This is a genomic window from Sphingomicrobium aestuariivivum (assembly GCF_024721585.1).
GTDB lineage: Bacteria > Pseudomonadota > Alphaproteobacteria > Sphingomonadales > Sphingomonadaceae > Sphingomicrobium > Sphingomicrobium aestuariivivum.
The window spans coordinates 413,724-438,363 of the sequence record NZ_CP102629.1 but is presented as its reverse complement, the minus strand read 5'-3'; the positions used below and the strand labels follow the sequence as shown (position 1 = coordinate 438,363).

Below are 24,640 nucleotides of genomic sequence, written 5' to 3'. Positions count from 1 at the left end.
CCAAAGCTTTTCCTATGTCCTTTTGCCATGGCATCGCCCGAACTCGACGCGCTTACCCAGGCGCTCGCCCGGCTCCCGGGTCTCGGACCGCGCTCGGCGCGGCGCGCGGTGCTGCACCTCATCAAGAAGCGCGAAACCAGCCTCGTGCCGCTGTTGAAGGCGCTCGAGACCGTGTCCGACACGCTCGAGACCTGCGACATCTGCGGCAATGTCGACACGCACAATCCGTGCGGCATCTGCACCGACCCGCGCCGCGACGAGAAATCGCTCTGCGTCGTCGAGGAAGTCGCCGACCTGTGGGCACTCGACCGCTCCAAGCTCTTCCCCGGCAAGTTCCACGTCCTCGGCGGAAGGCTGTCCGCCCTCGACGGCGTGCGGCCTGAGGACCTCGCCATCGACAAGCTCGTCGCGCGCATCGAGGCAGGCGGGGTCGAGGAAGTCGTCCTCGCCATGAACGCCACCTTGGAAGGGCAGACCACCGCCCATTATCTCGCCGAGCGGCTGGAGAGCTTCCCCTTGCGCATCACCCAGCTCGCCAGCGGCATGCCGGTCGGCGGCGAACTCGACTATCTCGACGAAGGCACGCTCGCACAGGCGCTTCGCCTTCGTCGTCCCGTCGCCTAGTCATTTGCTTGAAATCGGGGCGTTTCGCTCCTAGATAGCCGCCATGGCCATTCTACCGATCTACGAGACCCCGGACCCCATGCTCCGGCAGATTTCGAAGCCCGTCGCGGAAGTCACCGACGAGCATCGCAAGCTCATCGAGGACATGTTCGAGACCATGTATGACGCCCCCGGCATCGGGCTGGCGGCGGTGCAGGTCGGGCATCCCATCCGCATCCTCGTGATCGACCTCCAGGAGCCGGAAGAGGAGGGCGGCGAGCCGGTCAAGGATCCCCGTGTCTTCATCAACCCCGAGATTCTCGAGACCTCGGAGAATGACATCCCCTATACCGAAGGCTGCCTGTCGGTGCCCGAGCAGTTCGCCGACGTCATGCGTCCTGACCGCATCAAGGCGCGCTGGCTCGACGAGAATGGCAAGCAGTATGAAGAAGAGATCGACGGTCTCCTCGCGGTGTGCCTCCAGCACGAGATGGACCATCTCGAAGGCGTGCTCTTCATCGATCACCTGTCCAAGCTGAAGCGCGACATGGTGCTGAAGAAGCTAGCCAAGATGCGCAAGACCGGCCGCGTTGCCGCGTAAAACGAGAAAAGCCCCGGCTTCCACCGGGGCTTTTTTATTGGCTAGCGACGGTGCTCAGGCGCTGATCGTCTGCGCCGCCTTGCGGCAATCCTCGGCACATTCGCGGCAGATCTGCGCGCACAGCGTGCAATGCGGATTGTCATGCCCCTCGCACTCGCGCGCACAGGCATCGCAGACGCGCGCGCACAGTTCGAGCATGTCTTTCAGCACCGCCTCGTTGGTGCCCGAGCGGCGCGCGCCGAGGCGGGCGGTGGCGGTACACACGTCCGAACAGTCCGAACAGGTGCGCACGCACTGCGTCATGTCCATTTCCTCGGCCGAGCAGGCATCGGCGCAGCTCATGCACATCATCGCGCAATACATGGCGTGATGGACGGCATCGCCGAGCGGCTCGTTATTATGGCCAGCCACATCGGGGTGATAGGAAATCATCTTGCGGATCGACATGAAATTTCTCCCTCCTGTTCCCGGGATCGACGATGGAGAGGGGGGCGGGGTTCCCGCAAAAGCCGCGCTTTTTCACCCGCATGGGGAAAAAGGGTTATCGCGCCGTCATTTAACCCAAATTGGATTTTGGAAATGAAGCGGAAAGGGTTAGGCCTTAGGCAGATACCGTTCGGGGTTAAGGGGAAATTTCCATGGATGCGCTGATCATCGCGCTCGTCGCCATCGTCTGCCTTGGGGGCGGTCTTGCTGCCGGCTGGCACTTCTCGCAGCGAGGATTGAAGGCGATGCAGGACCAGGCCGATTACCTGCAGCAGCGGGTGGTGGATAGCGACCAGGAAGTCGCCATCCTCCGGGAAGAAAACAAGCGCATGAACGAATTGAAGTCGCTGCTCGAGGCGGTCACCGCCGAGCGCGACGAGGCGATGCAGAAGAACGCCGTCCACGAATCCGACAAGCGCCACGTCGAGGAGCGCATCCGCGATCTCGAGGCGACGAAGGACAAGCTGGTGAGCCAGTTCCGCGAGATCGGTGACACCATGCTCGACAAGGCGCACAAGGAATTCCTCGAGAAAGCGCAGAACCGCTTCAACGAGGCCGACCAGAAGAACGAGGCCAAGCTCACCCAGCTCGTCGGCCCGCTCAAGGAGCTGCTCGCCAAGCAGCAGGAAAAGATCGAAAAGGTCGAGAGCGACCGCCTCAGCGCCTATTCGGGCCTCAAGGCGGTGGTCGAGGAAGTGAAGCAGGGGCAGGGGCTCGTGCGCGACGAGGCGCGCAACCTCGTCAACGCGCTGCGCGCCCAGCCCAAGGCGCGCGGGCGCTGGGGTGAGAAGACGCTCGAGAATGTCCTCGAACAGGCGGGGCTCAGCCAGCATATCGACTTCAAGACCGAGGTGTCGGTCGAGGGCGAGGATGGCAAGCTGCGTCCCGACGCGGTCGTCAACCTGCCGGGCGGGCGCCAGCTGATCATCGATGCCAAATGTTCGCTCAACTCCTATCTCGATGCCGCCGACGAGGTCGATGACGACAAGCGGCAGGCGCATCTCGCGCAGCATCTCGCGAGCCTCAAGAACCACGCGCAACAGCTTGGTTCAAAAGCCTATTGGTCGCAGTTCGAGGACAGCGCCGACTATGTCATCATGTTCGTGCCGGGCGAGCATTTCCTGACCGCCGCGCTCGAACAGGACAACAGCCTCTGGGACTGGGCGTTCGAGCGCAAGGTGCTGCTCGCCACGCCGACCAACCTCGTCGCCATCGCGCGCACCGTCGCCAGCGTCTGGCGGCAGGAAAAGCTCGCCAAGGAAGCGGGCGCCATCGCGGGACTGGGCAAGGAATTGCACAGCCGCATCGCCACGCTGGCCGAGCATATCGTCTCGATGCAGACCAACCTCACGCGCACCAACAACGCCTTCAACAAGATGGTCGGCAGCTTCGAGAGCCAGGTGCTCACGCAGGCCAAGCGTTTCGAGGATTATGGGGCGTCATCGGCCAAGGAACTGGCCGATCCGGGGCAGGTCGAGGTGAGCCCGCGCGGACTCGCCAAGCTGGTCGGCGGCCTCAACGAGGCGCAGAAGAAATCGGCGTAAGGGCGGGCTAGCCGCTGCGGCCCGTCGGGGGCACGATGCTATTCTGTCCGCAGCCGCGGAAGGTCTGGCCATCGAAGGTCACGGTGACGCGGTGCGGATAGGTTTCGCCGGCCTCGCCGATGGTGCATTGCCCGCGCGTCGCGACGACGGTCATGCGCTCGCCCTGATAGGTGTCGCCCTCGGTGTGGCCGGGCGTGAAGGTGAGGAGCGTGTCGGTGGCGCGCAGCCCCGCATCGCTCGTCAGGACCATCGACTGTCCCTCGATCGTGAGGCGCCAGTTGGTGCCGGCCGCGGCATAGCGGCTGTCGAGCATCGGGCCGGCCTGGATCGGCCCCTCATAGGGCTGCTGGTAGCCTTGGTTCGAGGCGCAGGCGGCAAGGCCGAGCGCGGCGATCGTCGTGACGAGGGCAGGGGTCTTCATCGGCGTTTCTCCTAGCGGGCGCGGACCGCCTCGATGCGGCCGAGATCGTTCGAGAAGGTGACGCGATCGCCGTCCATGGCGACACGCAGCGGGCGCGACAGGATGTTCGAGGCGCGGCTCTCGAAGCTCATATCGGGGCAGGCCATGCGGGTCATCTGCAGCCCGCCCTGGAGATCGAGCGTCTCGCCATATTGGCGGTAGCTGCCGTTCATCTCGTTGCAGCCGAACTTGGCGTTCACCTGCCCGCCGGGCAGGAAGTTCATGTAATAGCCGCCCGACGGCACCGCGAGCCCGTTGACCCGCGTCACGCGCCAGTTGGTGCGCTCGAGCGGGAAGGACACCTGTTCGTAACCGCGGCTCGTGTCGGTGTAGGAGCCATAGCCCTCGTCCCACTGGCCGTCGAAAAAGCGCGCCGGAGCGCCGCAGCCGCGATACTGGCGCCCGTCGACATAGACCTGCACCTCGTCGGGATAGCGCCGGTCGCTCATCCCGTCCGAACATTCGCGGCGCAGGATGTTCACCGCGATGCGGCGGCCGCGATAGCTGGGGCCCGAATAGCCCTCGCTCTTGCGCGGGGTGCTCTCCACCACCGGCCGGCCGTCGGGGCTCTCGAAGCGCATTTCCTCGGGGGTGATCGTCAGGCTCCAGAAAGGCTCGGTCCCGACCGCGCGATAGGGATCATAGCCATAAGGATCGCGAGAGGGCTCGTAGCGCCCCTGCGGATATTGGCTGCCCGGCGGCGGCGGGTCATAGGGGTAATAGCCCCCATAGTCCCCATAGGGATCGCGCGGCCCGTAAGGCTGGACGCAGGCGGTGAGCGAGAAGGCGAGCAGGGCGGGGACAAGATACCTCATGGCCCCGAAACGATTGCGGAAAGCTAGCGGTTCCGCCAGCTCGAGCGCACCTCGAAGGCGGTGATCGCGGCAGCGATGGCGGCGTTGAGGCTGTCGGCACGGCCGTGCATGGGGATCTTCACGAGGAGGTCGCATTCGGCCTCATAGGGCTCCGGTAGCCCCTGGCTCTCGTTGCCGATGAGGATGAAGCAGGGCGCCTCATAGGGCGCGTCGCGATAGTCGTAATCGGTCTGGAGGCTGGTGCCGACGAGCTGGCCCTTGCCCGAGCGCAGCCACGGCAGGTAGTCCTCCCAGCGCGCCTGTGCGATCTTCTGGGTGAAGATGGCGCCCATCGAGGCGCGCACGGTTTCCACCGCGAAGGGATCGGCGCAGTCATCAATGAGGATCAGCCCGCCCGCGCCGACCGCATCGCCGGTGCGCAGGATGGTGCCGATATTGCCGGGATCGCGCAGCTTCTCGCCGACGAACCAGATGTCCGATGCCGACCGGTCGAGCGCCTCGAGGCTGGTATCGGGCTGGTCATAGGCAGCGATCAGCGCCTGCGGATTGTCCTTGCCGCTCATCTTGGAGAGGATGTCGGGGCTGGTCAGGATGGCATCGCCGCCCGCCGCCTCGGTCGCCGCGATGATCTCGCGCGCCAGCGGGTGCTGCGCGCCCTGCGGCCCGAAGGCGATCAGGCGGGGCAGGCGGCCTTCATCGCGCGCCTCGGTGATGATGCGCAGCCCCTCGGCAAGGAACAGCCCTTCCGAACGCCGTGCCTTCTTGTCGCGGAGCGAGCGGATGAACTTGACGGTGCTGTTGGAAAAGGAGGTGATTTCGCGCGGCATGGCTTTGCCCCTAGGGCGTCCGGCGCGAAAGCTCAATCTTCGTAGAAACGGTCCTTCACCAGCCCCGCCAGCTTGTCGAGCGCGGGCTGCGCCTCCTCGCCCTCGACATGGATGGTGATGCAGTCGCCCATCGCGGCGCCGAGCATCATGAGGCCCATGATCGACTTGCCGGTGACGCGGTTGCCGTCCTTCTCGACCTCGACCGTGACATCATCGCCGATCTCGTGGACCAGGTTGACGAACTTGGCCGAGGCGCGCGCATGCAGGCCGCGGCGGTTGGAGATCTTGATCTTCTTGGAAGCGCTCATGGAAACTCTCAGGCGGCGGCTTCGCCAAGGATCTCGGAGGCAACCGAGATATATTTGCGCCCCGCATCGCGCGCCGCGGCGACGGCATCGACGACGCTCATCGTCTTGCGCGCGCTCTCGAGCCGGATCAGCATCGGCAGGTTGATGCCGGCGATGACCTCGACGCAATTGCTGTCGCCCATCAGGCTGATCGACAGGTTCGACGGGGTGCCGCCGAACAGGTCGGTGAGGATGATGACGCCGTCCCCCTGGTCGGCACGCTCGATCGCTGCCGCGATGTCGGCCCGACGGACCTCCATATCGTCCTCGGGGCCGATACAGATGCCTTCGACGGCATCCTGCTTGCCCACCACATGCTCCATCGCCGTGATGAACTCGGTCGCCAGGCGGCCGTGCGTGACCAAAACCAAACCGATCATGAAACCGCTCTGTCCTTCTTCCGCTTCTCGTAACGGTCGTCGGGCTCGGACCTTAGGTCGCGATGCCGGATCGACACGTCATGGCCGAGTGCCTCGAGGCGCTTTGCCATGTCTTCCGTCGCAGCCACCGAACGGTGTCGGCCCCCCGTACAGCCGAAAGCGATCGTCAGATAATGTTTGCCCGCTTCCCAATAGCGCGGAATAAGGTCAACCACCAATGTTTCAATCCGGTCCATGGTCTGCCCATAGGCTGGATCGGCAGAAACGTAGGTTTTCACCGGTTTATCGCGTCCCGTCAGCGGTTTCAGATCGGGTACCCAGTGCGGATTGTCGAGGAAACGCATGTCGAAAACGAGATCGGCGGTGCGTGCGACTCCGCGCGCGAAACCGAAACTGGCGACCGTGATCACCGGTTTGTGCGTGTCCTCGCCATAGCGGCTCCTGAGCTGTTCGCGCAGTTCGATGGGCTTCAGGGCGGTGGTGTCGATGACCGCATCGGCATGGGCGCGCAGCCCCTCGATGAGCCTTCGCTCGAGCCAGATGCCGTCCTCTGCGGGGCGATCCCCCGCGAAGGGATGGCGGCGGCGGGTCTCGTCATAGCGGCGCGCAAGCTCGGAGGAAGAGCAGTCGATGTAGAGGATTTCCTGCCGGACATCGGGCCCGAGCTTCTCGAGGGTGGCGAGCAACGCCTCGATCGAGAAGCCGCGGCTGCGAAGGTCGATGCCGATGGCCATCGGGGAGGGATCCTCGCCCGTGTCCTGCCGCACATAGGCCTCGAGCATCGACAGCGGGAGATTGTCGACAAAGTCCCATCCCCAGTCCTCGAGCGTGTGGAGCGCGGTCGACTTGCCCGCCCCCGACAGGCCGGTGACGAGGAGCAGGCGGCGCTGCGGCTCGTCCCCGCTCATCGGGCTTCCTCGCGATCGAGCGCTTTCTCGACGAGGATGGGGGCCGAGGCCGCCCGCGCATTGAGGGCGAGCAGCGGAATGGACGTACCGAGCAGGGTCAGTTCCTTTTCTTCCAGCGGGAAACGTTCGACAGGGCCGTCGAGCCCGATGGCCAGCGCCACCGGCACATCGTCCTGGTGCGGCAATTCGAGGATGCCGAGGCCGCGCGCCTCGAGCTTGCCCGCGATGGTAGGCGGCGCCGAGGCGAGGAGGCGGCCCTCCTTGATGTGCACCAGCGTGCGGTCATCGGAAATAAGGCCGTGGCCGCGGTCGATGAGCCTGAGGGCAAGGTCGGACTTGCCCGAGCCCGACACGCCCATCAGCAGCACGGCAAATCCATGCACCGCGACGCTGGAGGCGTGGACGATATCGCTCGACCCGTCTCTCATGCGCCCTCCCAGCCGGGCAGGAGGATGGTGAAGCAGGCGCCCACGGCGCCATCGTCGCGATCGCAAACCATGATGTCCCCGTCATGCCCCTCCACGATGGCGCGCGCAATAGCGAGGCCGAGGCCGGAGTGACGCCCGAACTCGCGTTTTTCGGGGCGATGCGAGTGAAAACGGTGGAAGATGGCGTCGCGCTCGTCCTCGGGCACGCCCGGTCCCTCGTCGGTGATGGTGAGGCGGATCATCGCGCCCTTTCGCGCGATGGCGATGGCGATGCGCCCCTTGGGGGGCGAGAAGCTGACCGCATTGTCGATGAGATTGTCGATCGCGCGCGCCAGCCGCGTCGGCTCGCCGAAGACGATGAAAGGCGGGGTGCCCTCGGTGGTCAGCGAGAAGCGCGCATTGCCCGTCTCGCGCCGTTCCTCCCAGCCGCGGATGAGCAGGCGTGCAAGCTCGTCGATCGGCACCGGCTCCAGCTGCGCGCGGGTGAGTTCGGCATCGGTGCGCGCGGCCTCGGAGATGTCGCTGATGAGGCGGTCGAGCCGGATGACGTCCTGCCGCACGACATCGAGCAGGCGGGCGCGAACCTTGGGGTCATCGACCCGCTCGAGGCTGTCGACAGCGCTGCGCAGGCTGGCGAGCGGGTTCTTCAGCTCGTGGCTGACATCGGCGGCAAAGGCCTCGATCTTGTCGATGCGCTCCTGCAGCGCCTTCGACATGTCGCTGACCGCGCGGGCGAGCGCGCCGACCTCGTCATGGCGCCGCGGCAGGCGCGGCACGTTGACCTGGCGGGCTCGGCCCGTGCGCACGCGGTGCGCGGCGAGCGCGATGCGCCGCAGCGGCCGCGCGATGGTGCGGGCGAGGAAGAGCGACATGCCGATGCCGACGAGCAAGGCGAAAGAGAGGAGCACGGCGAGCGTCGAGCGCTGGCGGCGCACGCGGTCGGTATAATCACGGTCGTTGATGCTGGCGAGCAGCGTGCCGCCGCGCGGGGTGGGGGCGGCAGCGGTGAAGACGGGGGTGCGGTCGGGTGCCTCGCGGACGCGGGTGACGACGTCTCCTGCATCACGCGCCTCGGCAATCTCGGGCCAGGCCTCGGCGCGGTCGGCGCGGGGTTCCTCATAGGGTTCGATCGGGTCGGCGGCGACCAGCGCGTTGAAGCCGCGGTCGATGATCCTCGCCGCCTTCTTGGTCCAGCGCTGGCTGTCGGGATCCTGCAATTCGTAGGTCGCCGCGCCGCCCTCCCAGCTGTCGGCGACGAGTTTGCCGGTGGGGTCGTAGATCCTGAGCCGCGCCCCCTCCGCCGACCCCAGTGCCGACAGGAGCCCGAGCCGCTGGTCCATCGGCACCTGAGCGCTCGCCCGTGCGGCGGCCATGGCGTCCACCGCGAGCCGGTCGACGCGCTCGTTCCTGAGCTGTGTGCGATAGGCGTCGAGCCACAGGATCCCCAGCGCGACGATGAGGATGGGCAGGATATTCACCGCGAGGATGCGGTGGACGAGCGTCCAGTAGCGCCAGAAGGCGGGGACATCCCCGCGCACCCGCGCCGAGATGAAGTTGAAGGGCGGCGGGATCATTCCTCGCCGAACCGGTACCCGACCCCGTAGAGCGTCTCGATCGCGTCGAAATCGTCGGCCACCGCGCGGAACTTGCGGCGGATGCGCTTGATGTGGCTGTCGATGGTGCGGTCATCGACGAAGACATCGTCATGATAGGCCGCATCGAGCAGCTGGTTGCGGCTCTTCACCACGCCGGGGCGCTGGGCGAGGCTGTCGAGGATGAGGAATTCGGTCACGGTGAGCGTGACCGGCTTGCCGTCCCAGCTGACCTTGTGGCGCGCCGTGTCCATCTCGAGCCGGCCCCGGGAGACGAGTTTGCCTTCCTCCGCCTCGCCGCCGTCATTGTCGCCGTTCGAGCGCGCCAGTTCCTGTCGCCGCAGGATCGCCTTGATCCGCGCGATGAGGAGCCGCTGCGAGAAGGGTTTGGTGATATAGTCGTCGGCACCCGCGCCGAGACCCTCGGCCTCGTCGAGTTCATCGTCCTTCGAGGTGAGGAAGATGACCGGCATGGTGCCGACGGGCGGCGGTGCCTCGCGCACCTTCGCGAGCAGTTCGAGCCCGTCCATCTGCGGCATCTTGATGTCGAACACCCCGAGGTCGGGGGGATTGTCGGCGAAGGCGCGCAGGGCGGCGGCTCCGTCGGTATAGACCCGGGTCCCGAAGCCCTCGGCCTGGAGCGCGATCGATACGGAAGTGAGGATGTTCCGGTCGTCGTCCACGAGCGCGATTGTCTGCGTCATTGCAACCGGCTTTGGCGGTTTCGAGTTGGAAAAACAAGAAAGTTCAATCCGTGAACGTTCACAGCTTTGACCGCGCCGGTCCTAGCTGTCATGGGCGCTTGCATACGTATGCGACGGCCGGGGCGGACGTCGCCGACGGGGAAAAATCGAAAGGAAATCAAGTGACTGACCGGACGCCGAAGCTGAAGCTCGACGATCAGGGGTTTGCCACCAGTGCGTCGATTCATTGGAACCTCACCACCGCGCCCCTGGTGGAGCAGGCGCTAGACCGCAACGAAGGCAAGCTCGCCAAGCATGGCCCGATCGTCGTCGAAACGGGCAAGCACACCGGCCGGTCGGCCAATGACAAGTTTATCGTCAAGGATGCGGTTTCCGCCGACACCGTCTGGTGGGGCAAGACCAACAAGGCGATGAGCGAGGAGCATTTCGCCAACCTCCTTTCGGACTTCAAGGCGGCGCTCAAGGACAAGGACGAACTGTTCGTCGCCGACCTTTATGGTGGCTCGCAGCCCGAGCACCGCGTCAACGTGCGCGTCATCAACGAATATGCGTGGCACAACCTGTTCATCCGCACGATGCTGGTGCGTCCCGAGACGGAAGAACTCGCCGATTTCGCGCCCGAATATACGATCATCGACCTGCCCAGCTTCCGCGCCGATCCCGAGCGTCATGGCTGCCGCAGCGAGACCGTCATCGCGGTCAGCCTCAAGGAAAAGATGATCCTCATCGGCGGCACCGAATATGGCGGCGAGATGAAGAAGTCGGTCTTCGGCCTCCTCAACTTCCTCCTGCCGCAGGACGGCATCATGCCGATGCACTGCTCGGCCAATATCGGCCCCGATGGGGACACCGCCATCTTCTTCGGCCTGTCGGGCACCGGCAAGACGACCCTGTCGGCCGATCCCAAGCGCACGCTGATCGGCGATGACGAGCATGGCTGGTCGGACAGCGCGGTCTTCAACTTCGAAGGCGGCTGCTACGCCAAGATGATCCGCCTGTCGGAAGAAGCCGAGCCCGAGATCTACGCCACCACGAAGAAGTTCGGGACGGTGCTCGAGAATGTCGTGATGGATCCCGTCACCCGCGAACTCGACCTCGACGACAACAGCCTCGCCGAGAACAGCCGCGGTGCCTATCCGATCGATTACATCCCGAACACGAGCGCCGACAATCTCGGTCCCGTGCCGCAGAACATCATCATGCTGACCGCCGATGCCTTCGGTGTGCTGCCTCCGATCGCCAAGCTCACGCCCGACCAGGCGATGTACCACTTCCTCTCGGGCTATACCGCCAAGGTCGCGGGCACCGAGATCGGCGTGACCGAGCCCGAAGCGACCTTCTCGACCTGCTTCGGCGCGCCCTTCATGCCGCGTCACCCGACCGTCTACGGCAATCTTCTCAAGAAGCGCATCGCCGAGGGCAAGGTCGACTGCTGGCTGGTCAACACGGGCTGGACCGGCGGCAAATATGGCGTCGGCAACCGCATGCCGATCAAGGCCACGCGCGCCCTTCTCGATGCTGCGCTCGATGGTTCGCTCAATGATGCCGAGTTCCGCAAGGACCCGAACTTCGGTTTCGCGGTGCCGGTCGCGGTGCCGGGTGTCGACAGCGCCATCCTCGACCCGCGTTCGACGTGGGAAGACAAGCAGGCCTATGACGCCACGGCGGCCAAGCTGGTCGACCTCTTCAATGAAAACTTTTCCGAGTTTGCCGAGCATGTCGACGCGGGTGTCCGCGAAGCAGGCCCGGTGAAAGCGACGGTGTAAGTCACCGACTGCCCCGTCAGGAGAGAGAGGGCCCGTCCGGCAGCGATGCCGGGCGGGCTTTTCCTTGGGCCCATGCCACCTTCGTTCTCAAATCGACGCCATGCCTAAGGACTCGTCGCGCCCTAACGCCCTATTCGTCCCAGTCGGTGAAGGGGTCGGCGCGCGCCTCGGCGTCATAGGCGCCGCGTTTGATCAGGCGCTCGTAGTGGCGCGCCATGTCCTCGTAGAGCCATTTGACGTCGCCGCTCACGGCAGTTTCGGCGCGCGCGCGAAAATGCTCGACGCGTGCCTCATAATCTTTTCGTTGGGCCAACAAGCCAAGTCCTGCGCTCAAGCGCCGGTACGTCGTATCCGGCTGTCACAGGTTGCTTGGGGCGGAAACGCCTTGTGATGGAATGCTTTTATCAGCTTCATTCACTTGAAGAAAGCTCGCCGTCGGAAGCGACCATTTCGGTTGCCAGATGCGCGGTGAAAAAGTCGAGCCCGAGCGTCATCATGCGCGGCACGAACAAATTGCCGTGATCGCCGTCGGCATAGACTTCGAAGCGCACCGGCACCTGTTTTTCGGAAAGCTTTGCGGCGAAGGCCCCGGCGCCCTCGCGCAGTCCTTTGAATTCCAGCTCGCCCGTGTCGATGAACAGCCCGCCCAGCGAACGCAATGCCTCGGCATGGGTATCGAGCACATGATAGGCGAAACGCGCACGGCGGCGCTCCATGACCGAACGATCCACGACCAGCGCGCCATCGACGCGGTCGAAGATGAAGTCCGAATAGAATGGGGCGTTGGCCGGATTGGGCGAATAGACAGCGCCCATCGCGGCCTCGACATTGACGTTGAAGTCGTGGGGGCGAAAGCCGCTCGATCCCGGCAGGTCGTCGGCCGAGCCCAGGCCCTCCACGGTCGTGTAGATCTGCTCGGAAAGGCCCGTGATGCGTCCGCCCTCGTCCAACTCCATCACGGTGGTGTGGCTTTTCTCGTCGGGGCCGAGACAGCAGGGCGCCATCGCATAGACGGCATTGAACATGTCGGGGTGGAGCATGGCGATACGGATGCTCCCATGGCCGCCGCCAGAATGGCCCGCGAGCCCGCGGCTCTCGCGCTGGGGCAGGGTCCGGTAATGGGCGTCGACATGGCCGACGACGTCCTTGACGACATAATCGGTCCAGTTGCCGGTGACCTCGCTGTTCATCCAGAAGCTGTGCTTGAAGGCGTTGCGCCCGTTGGGGGCGACGAGGATCATCTCGGGGATGGCGTCATGTTCGAACTTGGCCGCGATCCATTCGGCGGTGATGAGGCCCGCCGCCTTGTAGGGGCTGTCGAGATTGGCCGGTCGTTCGGCGGCGTCGAGCGGCTTGAGCCACGTTTGGTCGGTGCCGTGAAAGCCGTGCAGGAGGTAGAGGACCGGATAGCGCCGGTCGGGCTCGCTGTCATAGCTCGGCGGCAGATAGACATTGACCGCCTGCGTCGTGGGCGTGCCGAGGAGATTACCCTCGAGCGAGGGAGCGGGGACGGCGATCTCGACAATCTCGCCAATATCTTTCGCGCCATCCTGCCCCTGTGCGGGAGCAGCCGGGGCGAGTGCCATGCTCGCACCGACGATCACCGTTGCGATCCGCTTCTTCATCATCATGCGCCCCCTATTACCGTCCATGAGAAACTATCATGGATCAATATCTGGGCGGATCGCAAGGGGGCGATGCGAAAAGGCCCGGCATCCCTCGCGGGACACCGGGCCTTCTTGACGCATGACGACGTCGGGTCAGGCGGCGGCCTTCACCTCGAGCAGCTTGACGTTGAAGACGAGGTCCTCGCCCGCGAGCGGGTGGTTGCCGTCGGCGGTGACCTTGTCCTCGGCGACGTCGATGATGACGAAGCTGTGGACTTCGCCCGACTGGCCCTTGGCGGCGAGGCTCATCCCCACTTCCGGCGCCTGCTCGGCAGGCAGCTTGTCGCGCGGGATGTCCATGATGAGTTCGGCGCGGCGCGGGCCGAAGCCGTTCTCGCAGCTGAGCTCGACGGTCTTTTCCTCGCCCACGCTCATGCCGGTAAGCGCGGCGTCGATGGTGGGGAAGATCTGCTCGTCGCCGAGTGTGAGCGTCTGCGGCCCGCCCGCGCTCTCGGTGCTGCCGACAAGCGCGCCATTCTTCTTCTTGACGGTGAAATCGATGACGACGGTGTCGCCCTGCTTTGCAGTGGTCATGATGATCTTTCGCTATTCTGGAATTCGGGTGGCCCGGGTCGGAAGCGGAAACGTGTTTCCCGCTTCAGGAGCCTTCGGAGGCCTTGTCGCAAGGGCAGGGGGCGGGTGTCAAACTTTGGTCGCCCGCGGCATGGCAAGCTGTTCGATCAATGCTGCCCCGACTGTCGCGACGCCTGTTTTCCGTGAAGCGCTCGGGCCGTGTAATATCTGGCCATCTGCAAGTGCGCCATCTCTGCGGCAGGCGAGTGGGTGTCTTCCGCCAAGCGGCATTCCTGCTCGGCTCGCTTGAGAAAATATCTGAGGTCTTCCTGCTTCATGATATCCCGATTTCACAGCCGCGTAGTAGCAGAAAAACGTCGTTCTTTCAATGCGATAACAGTTTAGGGCCCAGCGATTCCACTATGCCCCCGCAATATAGCGGCTCACATTCTTCGCGAGCACGTCCATCGGCACGTTGCCGCCCCTGATCACCGCATCGTTGAAGCCCTTGAAACGGTAGGCGCTGCCCATCTCCGCCTGCGCGCGGTCTCGTTCGCGGTTGATGGCGATATGGCCGACCTCGTAGCTGCACGCCTGTCCGGGCCATGAGCAATAGCGGTCGATTTCGGGAGCGACTTCGGCGATCGGGTTGCCGTTGGTCTCGTGGAACCACTGCACCGCTTGGTTCCGCCCCCAGCCCTTGGCGTGGAGGCCGGTATCGACAACCAATCGACAGGCGCGGAAAGCGATCGACTGGAGATAGCCCAGCTTGAACACCTCGTTGCCGCGATAGACGCCGAGTTCGTCGGCGAGCTGTTCGGCATAGAGCGCCCAGCCTTCGGAATAAGCGCCGAAGCTCAACAGCGTGCGGATCAGCGGCAGCTGGTTGGCATATTCGCCCTGCCACACATGCCCCGGGATCGCCTCGTGGTGGAGCAGGCTCGGCAGGGTGAACTTGGGGTGGATCGCGGTGTCGTAGAGGTTGATCCAGAACTTGCCCGGCACGCTCCCGTCGATCGAGCCCGCGCCGCCATAGGCGCCCGGCGCGCCCGGCTCTTCCTCGGGCGGCAGGCGGCGTATCTCGACATTGCCCGGCGCCAGCGTGTCGAAGGCATTGGGCATCTCGGCGCGGATGATCTCGAGCCGTTCGTCGAGGAAGGCGAGCAACTCTGTACGACCCTCGTCGGTGTTCGCGAAGAGATAATCGGGATCCTCGCTGAGTGCCTTCATGCGCTCGCCAACGGTGCCGTGGGTATAGCCGACCGTCTTCAGGATACCGTCCATTTCCGCATAGATCTCCTCGAGCCGGTCGAAGCCGAGCTGGTGGATTTCGTCGGGTGACAGGGTGGTGGTGGTCGAGGCCTTGAGCGCCCAGGCGTAGAAGTCGCTGCCATGCGGGCGCGCGTCCATGCCGGGCGCTTCGGAGGCGAGCGGGCGTTGGCGCTCCATCTCGGCGATCTGCCGCTGCATCGCGGGGGCGACCCGCTGCGCGGCGATCGCATGGGCACGGCCGGCCCAGTCACCCGCGAAGGTGGCACGGCGCGCGAGCGAGGTGACGAGCGTACCGTCCTCGGCAAGCATGTTGGCATGCGCCGCGCGCATCTGCGGCAGCGCCTTGTCGATGAGGAAGCCCGGGGGGACCAGCCCCTCGTCGCCTGCCGCCATCTTCATTCGCATGGTCTCGCCGTCGAGCTGGTCGGCGAAGCTCTCGAGGCGCGACAGATAGGCCTCGGCATCGGCTTCATTCTCGACCGTGTGGCTCGCATCGAGGAAGCGGGGGATGTCGAGATAGGCGCCGACATTCTGGACCACGACATAGGGCGTGTTGCGCCAGCTGCCGACGGTCGGGTCCCCATAGGGCAGCGCCATGCCTTCGAGCGCGGTCGCATAGGCCGAGCGCACGACCTCGACGCTGGTCCGCGTGTCGGCATCGAGCGCGTCCGTATCGACGCCCGAGAGGCTGGCGAGGTCGGCGGCGACGCGGGCTTCGAGCGCAAGCCGTCCTGCGGGGCTGCGATCCTCGAGCCGCGACTTCAGCGGCGCCCGTGCGCCCTCGTCGATCCCCAATGTCGTGGCTTCCTCGGGCTTCAGCCAGAGAAGGTTCTCGGCGATGCGGTCGAGGAGCGCGGGGACATCGCCCGCCGCGACCGGCGCGCGCATGGGGGCGACCGCCTGCGGTCCGGCACAGGCGGCAAGGCCCAGCGTGGAAGCCCCGGCGGCGAGCGCCTCGCGGCGGGTCAAGGCGATCGACATGGCGTTACTCCTCAGGCGGGCGGCAGGGCTTCGGGTGCCTCGACGACGAGGCGCGTGCCCTCGACGGCGCGGATCTCGAGGCGGTCGCCGGCCTTGGCGCCGACGGGGCCGCGCGCATTCCATTCGCTGTCGCCAAGCTTCACGCGGCCCTCGCCATAAGGGAAATCGGTGGCGGCGGTAACGGCGCGCCCGATGACCTGGAGCGACCGCTCGTTGAGCATGCCGTCGCTCTCGTCGATCGCGGGGCGCGCATAGAAGCGCCGCCCGACGAACACCGCGACCACCGTATAGACGGTGAACAGCACGATCTGCTCGGTCAGCCCGAGATCGAAGGCCCAGGTGAAGGCGCCCGCGGCGATGGCCGCGATGCCGACGAAGGCGAGGAAGACGCCCGGCACCATCAATTCGGCGGCCAGCAGCAGCAGCCCCGCGACGATCCACCAGCCGCCGGGCGGGATCTCGCCCAACATCAGTCGCGACCGATCTTGGGCGTGCCCGTGCCCGAGACGCGGGGCTTGGAGGTTTCGGCATCATCCTTGCCGAGGATATCCTTCGACAGTTCGGCAATGCCGCCGAGCGAGCCGATCAGGTTGGTCGCCTCGACGGGGAAGAGAATGGTCTTGGCATTGGGCGAGGTGGCGAACTTGCCGATCGCGTCGACATATTTCTGCGCGATGAAGTAGTTGATCGCCTGCTTGTCTCCGCTTGCGATGGCTTCGGAGACGACCTGCGTGGCGCGGGCTTCGGCCTCGGCGAGGCGGACGCGCGCCTCGGCTTCGGCATAAGCCGCTTCGCGCTCGCCCTCGGCCTCGAGGATCTGCGATTGCTTGTCGCCCTCGGCGCGCAGGATTTCCGACTGGCGCTCGCCCTCGGCCTCGAGGATGGCGGCGCGCTTCTCGCGCTCGGCCTTCATCTGGCGGGTCATGGCGTTGACGATGTCGGCGGGCGGGCGGATGTCCTTGATCTCGACGCGGGTGATCTTCACGCCCCATGCCTCGGTCGCCTGGTCGACGACGCTGAGGAGGCGGGCGTTGATCTCGTCACGCTTCGACAGCGTCTCGTCGAGGTCCATCGAGCCCATCACGGTGCGCAGGTTGGTGGTCGAGAGCGCCATCAGCGAAGAATAGAGGTCGCTCACTTCATAGGCGGCCTTGGAAGCGTCGAGCACCTGGAAGAAGACCACGCCGTCGACCGACACCATGGCATTGTCGCGGGTGATGATTTCCTGGCCGGGAATGTCGACGACCTGTTCCATCATGTTGATCTTGTGGCCGACGCGATAGAGGATCGGCGGCACGAAATTGAAGCCGGGCGTCGCGGTGCGGGTGAACCGCCCGAAATGCTCGATCGTATAGCGATAGCCCTGCCGCACGATCTTGATCGCCGCGGCAAAGTAGAGAAACACGAAGAAGGCGAGAACGCCGACGATGATTTCCATGAAAAGTCCCCCGGAATTACTGGTCGGGACCAGCATGCAGGAGTGGCCTGAGTGACGCAACGCAGATTCGGGTATCGGGCCGTCCTGTTCGACCGACCGGCAGTCCTCTTCTGCCCCGCGAGCCGCGCCAGCGCGGTGGCGAAGGCGAGGCAGAGCGGCGCCGACATGGTCATCCTCGATCTCGAGGATGCGGTGCCGGAAAAGGACAAGGCCGCCGCGCGCGACGCCGCCGTGGAGGCGGTGCGCGAGGACTGGCCCATGCCCGTCGGCATCCGCGCCAACGGCATCGGCCACGGCGCCCATGCCGCCGATGTCGCTGCTATCGGCGCCAGCATGGCCGACTTCCTCGTCCTGCCGCTGGTCAACGAGGCCGACAGCCTCGCCGCCATCGCGGCCAAGGGCGACCTGCCGGTGGCCGCAATGGTCGAGACCGCGCGCGGCGTGGTGTCGGTGGGCGACATCGCCGAGGTCGCCGCGATGCTGATCGTCGGCACCAACGACCTTGCCGCGGACCTGCGCCTGCCTGCGGGGGCGGGGCGCAGTTCGATGGAATATGCGCTGCAGCGCGTGCTGCTCGCGGCGCGGGCGCGGGGCATCGCCGCCTATGACGGCGTGTGCAATGTCATCGACGCGCCCGACCAGCTCCATGCCGAGGCCAAAGATGCGCACCGGCTCGGCTTCGACGGCAAGACCCTGATCCACCCCAAGCATATCGCGCCGGTGCAGGCGGCATTCGCACCGTCGGAGGCCGATGTGGAGCGGGCGAAGAAGGTCGTGGCACTCGCAGAATTGCCGGGCGGGGCGATGAATTTCGAGGGCGAGATGGTCGAGGCCATGCATATCGCCTCGGCAAAGCGTCTGCTGGCACGCGCGGGGCTTGGCGAATCGGGCTGATTTTGCAAGGGGAGGGGATGGCCCAAGACATCCCCCTCGCACTCACCTTCGACGACGTCCTCCTGCAGCCGCGCAAGTCGAGCGTGCTGCCCAGCCAGGTGTCGACCCGCACCCGCTTCACCCGCGGCATCGAGCTATCCATTCCCGTCCTCTCGGCGGCGATGGACACGGTGACCGAAGCCGACATGGCGATCGCGGTCGCCCAGCTCGGCGGCATGGGGGTGCTCCACCGCAACCTGTCGATCGGCCAACAGGCCGGCGCGGTCCGCGCGGTCAAGCGCTTCGAGAGCGGCATGGTGGTCGAACCGATCACCATGCGCCCCGACCAGAGCCTCGCCGAGGCGCTCGAACTGATGAAGGCCAACAAGATCAGCGGCATCCCGATCGTCGAGGGCGACGCAAAGCTCGTCGGCATCCTCACCAATCGCGACGTCCGCTTCGCCGAGAACCCGAACGTGCCGGTGAGCGAGCTGATGACCAGCGAGAATCTCGCCACCGTGCCCGTCGGCGTGAGCCAGGAGGAAGCGCGCAAGACGCTTCACCAGCGCCGCATCGAGAAGCTGCTCGTCACCGACAAGGACGGCAAGCTCGTCGGCCTCATCACCACCAAGGATATCGAGAAGGCGGTCGCCAGCCCCGATGCCACCAAGGACGAGGGCGGGCGCCTGCGCGTCGCTGCCGCCTCTACGGTGGGCGAAAAGGGCCTGAAGCGCGCCGAGGCACTGATCGATGCGGGCGTCGACTGCATCGTCATCGACACCGCGCACGGCCATAATGATGCGGTCTCCGAAGCGGTTGAGGCGGTCAAGAAGATGTCGGGCGATGTGCAGGTCGTCGCCGGCAATGTCGCCACCGCCGAGGCTACCCGCGCGCTGATCGACGCGGGGGCCGATGCGGTGAAGGTCGGCATCGGCCCGGGCTCCATTTGCACCACCCGCATCGTCGCAGGGATCGGCGTGCCCCAGCTCACCGCCGTCATGCAATGCGCCGAGGAAGCCGATAAGTCCGACGTGCCGATCATCGCCGATGGCGGCATCCGTACCTCGGGCGACATGGCCAAGGCGCTGGCGGGCGGCGCGAGCGCGGCGATGGTCGGCTCGCTGCTCGCGGGCACCGAGGAAGCGCCGGGCGAGACGTTCCTTTACCAGGGCCGCGCCTACAAGAGCTATCGCGGGATGGGCAGCGTCGGGGCGATGAGCCGCGGCTCGGCTGATCGCTATTTCCAGCAGGACGTGAAGGACCAGATGAAGCTGGTGCCCGAGGGCATCGAGGGCCGCGTGCCCTTCAAGGGCCCGGCGCGCGACATCGTCCACCAGCTTGTCGGCGGGGTGAAGGCGGCGATGGGCTATACGGGCTCGGCCACCATGGCCGACTTCCGCGAGCGCGCGCAGTTCGTGCGCATCACCAATGCGGGCCTGTCGGAGAGCCACGTCCATGACGTCTCGATCACCCGCGAGGCGCCGAACTACCCGACCCGCTAGGGGAAACGAAATGACGCCTGCCGCAAGACTCCAGGCGGCGATCGAGATCGTCGACGCGGTGATCGAGGCCGCGACGAGCGGCGGCGCGCCCGCCGACACGCTCGTGCGCGACTATTTCCGCACTCGCCGTTACGCCGGTTCGAAGGACCGCCGCGCGGTGCGCGAGCTCGTCTATGCGATGATCCGCCGCCATGCCGAACCGCCGCCCTCGGGCCGCGTGGCCGCCTTGGGACTCGTCGAGGACGATCCTGAACTGGCAGCGTTGTTCGACGGCAGCGAGCACGGGCCCTCGCCGATCGAGGCCACCGAGCGCGCCATGCCTGCGGGGCAGGTGCCGGATTGGCTGAAGCCGCGCCTGTCGCCGCTGGTCACCGCCGAAGATGAGGCGGCGTTGCTCGAGCGTGCGCCCGTCGACGTACGCGTCAACGCCGCGCGCGCTGAACGGGCGGTGATCCAGGCCGACATCGGCGGTGATGTCACCGCAACATCGCCGTGGGGATTGCGCTTTCCTCCCGACACCCGTCTCGACGACAGCGCGGCCTTTAGCGACGGGCTGATCGAGGTGCAGGACGAGGCCAGCCAGCTGGTCGCGCTCGCCTGTGCGCCGCAAGCGGGCGAGACCGTCCTCGACCTGTGCGCGGGAGCAGGCGGCAAGAGCCTCGCGCTCGCGGCCATGGCGCCCGAGGCGCGGCTGGTCGCCGCCGATGTGGACAAGCGCCGGCTCGGCAACCTCCCGGGGCGGGCGGAGCGGGCAGGGGCCGATATCGAAACGCTCCTCCTCGACCCGCCGCGCGAGGTCGAGGCGCTGGCCCCCTTCGAAGGGCAGGCCGATCTGGTCCTCGTCGATGCACCGTGCAGCGGCTCGGGGACGTGGCGGCGCAGTCCCGAACTTCGCTGGCGCCTGACGCCCGACAGACTGGACGCCTTTTGCGCCACTCAATCCCGCCTGCTCGACCTGGCCGCACCGCTGGTGAAAGCCGGCGGGCGGCTCGTCTTCGCGACCTGTTCGCTGATCGAGGCGGAAGGGGCAGGGCAGACGCAAGCGTTCCTCAGCCGACATTCAGGATGGCAGGCGCAGGATCCGCTCGAGGCTGGCAGGCGTTCGGGTGCCGGACGACTGTTCGCCCCCGGCCATGACGGGACCGACGGATTTTTCATCGCGGTCCTTCAAAAAGGCTGATAGGCTTCTGGTTTGACGTGGAGATATTGATGCGCCTTTCGCCCTTGCTGATCGCCCTCGGACTCACTGCGTCGACGCTGTCGGTTCCGGGGATGGCGCAGCGTGCGGGCGATGACGATATCTCTTCGCGTTCGGTGGCGCTGGTCGCACAAGGCGATGCCGCGCTGGCCGAGGGCGACCTCGTTGCCGCCGACAATGCCTTCGAGGCCGCGCTGGTCGCCGACCCGCGCAACCGCGCCGCCTATGTCGCGATGGCCAAGGTTTCGATCAGGCAGAACCTCTACGGGCAGGCGATCCGCCTGACGCGCAAGGCGCTGACCATCGAGCCGACCGACCGCGCCGCGCTGGCGGTGCAGGGCGAGGCCTATGCGGCGCTGGGCGCCAAGGCCAAGGCCGAAGCCAATCTCGCCCGCCTCGAGCGGATCTGCGCGAGCGCTTGCGCCGAACAGGACGTGATCGAAGCCGCGATTGCGCGTGGCCCCGTGATGGCGGCTAATGACAACAAGGCGGAAGCGCAGAACTAAAGCGCGCGTGCGAGCTCGACGAATTCGTCGACGCTGACCGTCTCGGCGCGCCGCGTCGGGTCGATGCCGACCTTTTCGAGCGCCTCCAGCGCCCCCGGCATGCCTTTCAGCGACTGGCGCAGCATCTTGCGGCGCTGGCCGAAGGCGGCGGCGGTGAGCTTGCTGAGCTGTTTCGGCTCGACGCCCTCGGGCTGCTCGGCGGGCACGATATGCACCACGGCCGAAGCGACCTTGGGCGGGGGCACGAAGGCCGAGCGCGACAGCTTCATCGCGATCTGCGGTGTTGAACGCCACTGGCCGAGCACCGAAAGGCGGCCATAGGCGCTGCTGCCGGGCTTGGCGACGATGCGCTGGGCGACCTCGAGCTGGAACATCAGCGTCAGGCTCTGCCAGCGTGGGGGCCATGCCTCGCTCTCGAGCCAGTTCGTCAGCAGCTGGGTCCCGATATTGTAGGGCAGGTTGGCGGCGATGTGATAGGGGCCGTCGATCTCTTCGGACGGGTCGACCTTGAGCGCATCGCCCTCGATGACGCGCAATTTCCCGCCATATTCTTCCGACAGTTCGGACAGCAGCGGATAGGTGCGCCGGTCGCGTTCGACCGCGACGACATTGGCGCCGGTGTCGAGCAGCGCGCGGGTGAGGCCGCCGGGGCCGGGGCCGACCTCGAATACGCTGGCGCCCTCCATCTTGCCGGGCAGCAGCGCGGCGATGCGGGCGAGAAGCTGGCGGTCGAGGATGAAGTTTTGGCCCAGTGCCTTGTCGGCGCGCAGGCCGTGGCGGGCGATGACCTCGCGTAGGGGTTCGATCTCGCTCATGCGGGGGCAGTGATGTCCTGGACGGCGGGGTCGCCCTGCGCGTCGCGGCTGCGCGCGGCGAGGTGGGCGGTGCGGATGGCATGCGCCATCGCGCTCGGCTCGGCGATCCCCTTGCCCGCGATATCGAAGGCGGTGCCATGATCGGGCGAGGTGCGAACGATGGGCAGGCCGAGCGTCATGTTCACGCCTTCGTCGAAGTGGAGCGCCTTCAGCGGGATAAGCGCCTGGTCGTGGTACATGCAGAGCGCGGCGTCATAGTTCGCGCGGGCGCGCTCGTGGAACATGGTGTCGGCAGGAAGCGGGCCGATGACGTCCCAGCCTTCCTCGCGCAGCCGCTCGATGGCGGGGATGATGACCTCGATCTCTTCGCTGCCCAGCGCGCCATTTTCTCCCGCATGCGGGTTGAGGCCAGAGATGGCTAGGCGCGGGCGCTCGATCCCGAAATTGCGGATAAGGCCACGCAGGGTGGCGCGGGCGCGGGCGGCGACGAGGTCGGTCGACAGCGCGGCGGCAGCCTCGGCCAGCGGGATGTGGGTGGTGACGGGCACGCAGCGCAGGCTCGGGCCCGCCAGCATCATCGCGACATTGGCCTTGGACACGCCGCAGCGCTCGGCGACGAATTCGGTCTGGCCGGGATGGGTGAAGCCGATGCCGTAAAGCTGCGCCTTGGAGACGGGGCCGGTGACAACCGCGGCGGTCGAGCCGGTGCGGGCAAGGCCCACGCCCATCTCGAGCGACTGGAGGGCGCAGCGCGCGCCCGCGGGGCTGGGCTGGCCCGGTGTGTCGGCCTGTTCGGCGGGGATGGCGACGATCGGCAGAGCCTCGTCAAAGGTCGCGGGGACGTCGCCGAGCCGCTCGACAGGGCGGACGGGGCCGTCCCAGACGGCGGCGATGGACGCCGGATCGCCGATGGCGACGAAGGGGGGCAGGCCGAACTCGCCGCGTTGCTGCCAGCAGCGCGCGACGATTTCGGGACCGATGCCCGCCGGATCACCGAGCGTGACGCCGATGGCAGGGGCGGCCACGGCGCCGATCAGCGATAATCGATGATGGCGTCGCGGCGCAGGTCGCGCAGGTAGCGCTGGGCGCGAAGCGCGACGCGCTCGTCACGCTTCTGTTGCTCGATCTGGTCGCGGCTCGGCATGTTCACCTGCTGCTCGTCGCGGCCGCACAGGACCAGCGCGCGCACGGCCTCGGTAAGGTCGCCGAAGGGGCGGGTCGCCTGGCCGATGTTCATTTCCATCAGCATGGGCTGGAGCGCGGGCGGCAGGTCGCGCACGACGGTGCCGTCGGCGCTCAGCACGCTACCGCCGAACTGGGCCGCGAGTGCCTCGGCGCTGCCGCAACCCTGGAGGTCGGCGGCTGCCGCGGCGAAGCGGTCGACCAGCGCATTGGCCTGCGCGGTGGTCGTGCCCGCGGGGATCGGCACCGTGACCTGCATCAGGCTGAGGACGGCGTTGCGCGGGTCGGCGGTGAGGATCTGGCGCTGGTCCTGCAGCGCGAGGATCGAATAGCCGCCGGGGATCTTGATCGGCACGGTGACCGAGCCGGGCTTGAGCGTTGGCAGCGCGACCGAGAGCTGCTCGGGCAGCTGTTCGGGACGGACCCAGCCGAGGTCGCCGCCGACAGCGGCGGTCGAGGCCTGCGAAAACTGGCGGGCATAAGCAACGAAGGAGCCACCCTGGCGCAGCGCGTCGAGGATCTGCATCGCCGTCTGGCGCACCTGCTCGTCGGTGGCGGGCGTCGAGGAGAGGAAGATCTCGCCGACGCGATATTCGGTCTGGCCGCGCGAATTTTCCATCTTGGCGATGATCGCCTCGATCTCTTCCTCGCCGACGTTCACATAGTCGGCGATCTTGATCTGCTGGAGACGCTGCCATGCCAGCTCGGCCTTGATCTGGCGGACCATCGAGCGCTGCGAGCTGCCATTGTCGTCGAGGAAGGTGGTGAGCTCCTCGGGGGTCATCTGCGCGTTCTGGGAGACGCGGGCGATAGCACGGTCGATATCCGACTGCGGGATCTCGATTTCCTCGACCGTGGCGGCCTGGATCTGCAGCGTCTCGTCGATGAGGTTGCGCAGCACCTGCTGCTGGAGCAGGCGATATTCCTCCGCCGAGGGGGCGGGCGAGCCGATCAGGGTCAGCGCGACGCGCTGGTCGATATCGGTCTGGGTGATGATCTCGCCGTTGACGATCGCGGTCGCCTTGACGACCGAAGGCAGCGTGTCGCCGAACAGGGTGATGTTCTCGGGGAGGCGCAGGACGCGGGCGCTCTGGCCGTCCTGCATCGCTGCGGTGGCGACCGCGGGTGCCGTGACGAGCGCAGCGGTGCCGGCGATGCCGCAAAGCAGTTTCGAGAACAGTTTCATAGACTTCTTACCCCAGATTAACATCGTTTCGCGTTTAGCGTTTTTG

At 66.2% G+C, this 24,640-nt stretch carries 27 protein-coding genes; 8 read left to right on the top strand and 19 right to left on the bottom strand.

The genetic code is table 11. The features are described from left to right. Nucleotides 1-27 precede the first annotated feature (27 nt). Both recR and def read left to right on the top strand, forming a co-directional pair. Complete coding sequence (gene recR, locus NUW81_RS02105; RefSeq protein ID WP_245109926.1) at nt 28-624, top strand: recombination mediator RecR; 597 nt, start codon at nt 28-30, stop codon at nt 622-624. Nucleotides 625-667: 43 nt separating this feature from the next. Beyond that, complete coding sequence (gene def / locus NUW81_RS02100) at nt 668-1,204, top strand: peptide deformylase (protein WP_245109924.1); 537 nt, start codon at nt 668-670, stop codon at nt 1,202-1,204. A gap of 54 nt (nt 1,205-1,258) precedes the next feature. Here def and NUW81_RS02095 read toward each other — a convergent pair whose 3' ends face one another. Beyond that, the gene (locus NUW81_RS02095; RefSeq protein WP_245109922.1) at nt 1,259-1,651 is read right to left on the bottom strand and encodes a four-helix bundle copper-binding protein; all 393 of its coding nucleotides are present in this window, start codon (nt 1,649-1,651) and stop codon (nt 1,259-1,261) included. A gap of 191 nt (nt 1,652-1,842) precedes the next feature. Between NUW81_RS02095 and NUW81_RS02090 the strand changes: the two genes are divergently transcribed. Continuing rightward, nucleotides 1,843-3,234, top strand: a complete 1,392-nt coding sequence (locus NUW81_RS02090) for a DNA recombination protein RmuC (RefSeq protein ID WP_245109919.1) — start codon at nt 1,843-1,845, stop codon at nt 3,232-3,234. A gap of 7 nt (nt 3,235-3,241) precedes the next feature. Here NUW81_RS02090 and NUW81_RS02085 read toward each other — a convergent pair whose 3' ends face one another. The 9 genes from NUW81_RS02085 to NUW81_RS02045 are packed head-to-tail and all read right to left on the bottom strand — an operon-like array spanning nt 3,242 to nt 9,695. Next, a complete protein-coding gene (locus NUW81_RS02085) occupies nt 3,242-3,655 on the bottom strand; it encodes a hypothetical protein (RefSeq protein WP_245109917.1) in 414 nt (137 codons plus the stop codon). 11 nt (nt 3,656-3,666) lie between these two features. Continuing rightward, complete coding sequence (locus NUW81_RS02080) at nt 3,667-4,509, bottom strand: META domain-containing protein (RefSeq protein WP_245109915.1); 843 nt, start codon at nt 4,507-4,509, stop codon at nt 3,667-3,669. 23 nt (nt 4,510-4,532) lie between these two features. Next, entirely contained in the window at nt 4,533-5,336 is an 804-nt protein-coding gene (locus tag NUW81_RS02075; RefSeq protein ID WP_245109913.1) for a TrmH family RNA methyltransferase, read from the bottom strand. A 32-nt stretch (nt 5,337-5,368) separates the two neighbouring features. Next, nucleotides 5,369-5,644 (bottom strand): HPr family phosphocarrier protein, encoded by a 276-nt coding sequence (locus NUW81_RS02070; protein WP_245109910.1) that lies wholly within the window; start codon nt 5,642-5,644, stop codon nt 5,369-5,371. Between the two features lie 8 nt (nt 5,645-5,652). Then, entirely contained in the window at nt 5,653-6,063 is a 411-nt protein-coding gene (locus tag NUW81_RS02065; RefSeq protein ID WP_245109908.1) for a PTS sugar transporter subunit IIA, read from the bottom strand. Beyond that, nucleotides 6,060-6,971, bottom strand: a complete 912-nt coding sequence (gene rapZ, locus NUW81_RS02060; RefSeq protein WP_245109905.1) for an RNase adapter RapZ — start codon at nt 6,969-6,971, stop codon at nt 6,060-6,062. Before rapZ ends, NUW81_RS02065 begins: the two co-directional genes overlap by 4 nt. Then, entirely contained in the window at nt 6,968-7,399 is a 432-nt protein-coding gene (locus NUW81_RS02055; protein ID WP_245109902.1) for an HPr kinase/phosphorylase, read from the bottom strand. Before NUW81_RS02055 ends, rapZ begins: the two co-directional genes overlap by 4 nt. After that, nucleotides 7,396-8,973 (bottom strand): sensor histidine kinase, encoded by a 1,578-nt coding sequence (locus tag NUW81_RS02050; protein WP_245109900.1) that lies wholly within the window; start codon nt 8,971-8,973, stop codon nt 7,396-7,398. The genes NUW81_RS02055 and NUW81_RS02050 overlap by 4 nt, the downstream gene beginning before the upstream one ends. Next, complete coding sequence (locus NUW81_RS02045) at nt 8,970-9,695, bottom strand: response regulator transcription factor (RefSeq protein ID WP_245109898.1); 726 nt, start codon at nt 9,693-9,695, stop codon at nt 8,970-8,972. The genes NUW81_RS02050 and NUW81_RS02045 overlap by 4 nt, the downstream gene beginning before the upstream one ends. Before the next feature lie 161 nt (nt 9,696-9,856). On the opposite strand from NUW81_RS02045, the gene NUW81_RS02040 reads away from it, so the two are divergent. Continuing rightward, nucleotides 9,857-11,461: a phosphoenolpyruvate carboxykinase gene (locus tag NUW81_RS02040; RefSeq protein ID WP_245109896.1), complete on the top strand. Its 1,605-nt coding sequence runs from the start codon at nt 9,857-9,859 to the stop codon at nt 11,459-11,461. A 130-nt stretch (nt 11,462-11,591) separates the two neighbouring features. On the opposite strand, the gene NUW81_RS02035 is transcribed toward NUW81_RS02040, so the two are convergent. From NUW81_RS02035 to NUW81_RS02010, 6 genes are all read right to left on the bottom strand, one after another. Then, entirely contained in the window at nt 11,592-11,774 is a 183-nt protein-coding gene (locus tag NUW81_RS02035; protein ID WP_245109893.1) for a hypothetical protein, read from the bottom strand. 97 nt (nt 11,775-11,871) lie between these two features. Continuing rightward, the gene (locus NUW81_RS02030; RefSeq protein ID WP_260508525.1) at nt 11,872-13,092 is read right to left on the bottom strand and encodes an alpha/beta hydrolase; all 1,221 of its coding nucleotides are present in this window, start codon (nt 13,090-13,092) and stop codon (nt 11,872-11,874) included. A 129-nt stretch (nt 13,093-13,221) separates the two neighbouring features. After that, nucleotides 13,222-13,662, bottom strand: a complete 441-nt coding sequence (locus NUW81_RS02025) for an FKBP-type peptidyl-prolyl cis-trans isomerase (protein ID WP_245109889.1) — start codon at nt 13,660-13,662, stop codon at nt 13,222-13,224. 399 nt (nt 13,663-14,061) lie between these two features. Further along, a complete protein-coding gene (locus tag NUW81_RS02020; protein ID WP_245109887.1) occupies nt 14,062-15,894 on the bottom strand; it encodes a DUF885 domain-containing protein in 1,833 nt (610 codons plus the stop codon). 11 nt (nt 15,895-15,905) lie between these two features. Continuing rightward, entirely contained in the window at nt 15,906-16,364 is a 459-nt protein-coding gene (locus tag NUW81_RS02015; protein ID WP_245109884.1) for an NfeD family protein, read from the bottom strand. Beyond that, entirely contained in the window at nt 16,364-17,332 is a 969-nt protein-coding gene (locus tag NUW81_RS02010) for an SPFH domain-containing protein (protein WP_245109881.1), read from the bottom strand. Before NUW81_RS02010 ends, NUW81_RS02015 begins: the two co-directional genes overlap by 1 nt. A gap of 51 nt (nt 17,333-17,383) precedes the next feature. Between NUW81_RS02010 and NUW81_RS02005 the strand changes: the two genes are divergently transcribed. The 4 genes from NUW81_RS02005 to NUW81_RS01990 are packed head-to-tail and all read left to right on the top strand — an operon-like array spanning nt 17,384 to nt 21,411. Beyond that, a complete protein-coding gene (locus NUW81_RS02005) occupies nt 17,384-18,226 on the top strand; it encodes an HpcH/HpaI aldolase/citrate lyase family protein (protein ID WP_245109879.1) in 843 nt (280 codons plus the stop codon). A gap of 17 nt (nt 18,227-18,243) precedes the next feature. Beyond that, entirely contained in the window at nt 18,244-19,707 is a 1,464-nt protein-coding gene (gene guaB / locus NUW81_RS02000; protein ID WP_245109877.1) for an IMP dehydrogenase, read from the top strand. 10 nt (nt 19,708-19,717) lie between these two features. Beyond that, nucleotides 19,718-20,887 (top strand): RsmB/NOP family class I SAM-dependent RNA methyltransferase, encoded by a 1,170-nt coding sequence (locus NUW81_RS01995; RefSeq protein ID WP_245109875.1) that lies wholly within the window; start codon nt 19,718-19,720, stop codon nt 20,885-20,887. A gap of 29 nt (nt 20,888-20,916) precedes the next feature. Beyond that, entirely contained in the window at nt 20,917-21,411 is a 495-nt protein-coding gene (locus NUW81_RS01990; RefSeq protein ID WP_245109871.1) for a hypothetical protein, read from the top strand. Here NUW81_RS01990 and rsmA read toward each other — a convergent pair. From rsmA to NUW81_RS01975, 3 genes are read right to left on the bottom strand one after another with little or no spacing between them, the layout of a single operon-like run. Next, entirely contained in the window at nt 21,408-22,226 is an 819-nt protein-coding gene (gene rsmA / locus NUW81_RS01985; RefSeq protein WP_245109869.1) for a 16S rRNA (adenine(1518)-N(6)/adenine(1519)-N(6))-dimethyltransferase RsmA, read from the bottom strand. The two genes, NUW81_RS01990 and rsmA, sit on opposite strands and share 4 nt — an antisense overlap. Then, the gene (gene pdxA / locus NUW81_RS01980) at nt 22,223-23,260 is read right to left on the bottom strand and encodes a 4-hydroxythreonine-4-phosphate dehydrogenase PdxA (RefSeq protein ID WP_245113631.1); all 1,038 of its coding nucleotides are present in this window, start codon (nt 23,258-23,260) and stop codon (nt 22,223-22,225) included. Before pdxA ends, rsmA begins: the two co-directional genes overlap by 4 nt. Then, nucleotides 23,260-24,594 carry a peptidylprolyl isomerase gene (locus tag NUW81_RS01975; protein WP_245109867.1) on the bottom strand — a complete coding sequence of 445 codons (1,335 nt, stop codon included), beginning with the start codon at nt 24,592-24,594 and terminating at the stop codon, nt 23,260-23,262. Before NUW81_RS01975 ends, pdxA begins: the two co-directional genes overlap by 1 nt. Between the last annotated feature and the right edge of the window lie 46 nt (nt 24,595-24,640).